Genomic DNA, 1041 nt, shown 5'->3' with positions numbered 1-1041 from the left:
AGTCCGTTAGCATTTTTGCAATTTGACATTGTGAGGTGTCATCCAGAGCTCCAGAGCTAAAAAGGTATTTTTCAATCGTTTTTAGTGTTTTCGTATTTGGGGGAAGCTCGGCGGCGTACCAATAGACATAATTTCTTAATTCTGGATTTGAGGATAGCAGTTCAAGAGTATAATCCAATGCAAAATCAGATTTCGACTTTGCGGCAAATCCGATAAATCGCTTAATAATTTTATCGTAATGGCCAAATTTTTCACGACGTATGAAGCGATTAAAAGATTTGCCGACTTTTATTAATGTTGAGCCTGTTGGCAATTTTTGATCTACCGACTTATCGTATTCACTTGTCCATCGCGTCAAATTTTCATTCTCGCGCTGGTAAAAAAAGCGTCGAGCGGTCGAGGCGGGCATGACATGAGTCTTGCCAGAATTAAGGCGTATGCCCCTCATTTGCAACAGCGTATCCAAATCCCTAAGTATCAGTTTGCATTGATCTTCGTCGTCTGCAGCAAATGTTATGTCATCGACCCATCTAACAAATGTACCGTTGGTCGCTTTGTTTAAATAACTATCTATCTCGTACAAGTAGACATGAGCTAACAGTCGTGGGGCATCAAATTGAACTTGCGGCAATCCTATATTTGCAGCTGGCAAATAATCTGGTCGCCAACACAAGCTCTCCAAAATCCCAAAGATAAGGTCAAGAGTTACCTCTTCAATATCATCAAATGTTGATATGATATTTCGAAGATGACCGTATTGGACGTTATCAAAATAGTTTGCTATGTCAGTTGTTGCAACAAAATTATAGCTTGATGCGACTTTAATTCTGAACTTTGCAAATTTCTTCCACTGAGTAAACCATATATAATCTTTTGCAAAAGTGAATTTTTTTCTGGTGTCTGATGACTTCTACTGAAAAACGCATTGCTGGTCGGTTGGTTTTTAAGTAGTTTAGTGATCAGGCTTTCGACAAGACATTGCAATATAAGGCTGTCTTCTGGGCTAGGTGTTACGACGGTTCTGCATACGCCAAATTTCTT

General features: G+C 39.3%; 2 protein-coding genes. Both read right to left on the bottom strand.

Features of this window, described 5'->3' with window-relative positions; genetic code table 11:
- The coding region (locus B4U84_RS30185; RefSeq protein ID WP_510650830.1) for an RNA-directed DNA polymerase at positions 1-784 on the bottom strand (784 nt) is incomplete at its 3' end.
- The coding region (locus tag B4U84_RS31385) for a hypothetical protein (RefSeq protein ID WP_207391057.1) at positions 781-1041 on the bottom strand (261 nt) is incomplete at its 5' end. The genes B4U84_RS31385 and B4U84_RS30185, both read right to left, overlap by 4 nt.

Source organism: Westiellopsis prolifica IICB1, assembly GCF_004323185.1.
In the GTDB taxonomy this organism is placed as follows: domain Bacteria; phylum Cyanobacteriota; class Cyanobacteriia; order Cyanobacteriales; family Nostocaceae; genus Pelatocladus; species Pelatocladus prolificus_A.
The sequence above is the reverse complement of the archived record's forward strand: the minus strand, read 5'-3'. Positions and strand labels throughout refer to the sequence as shown.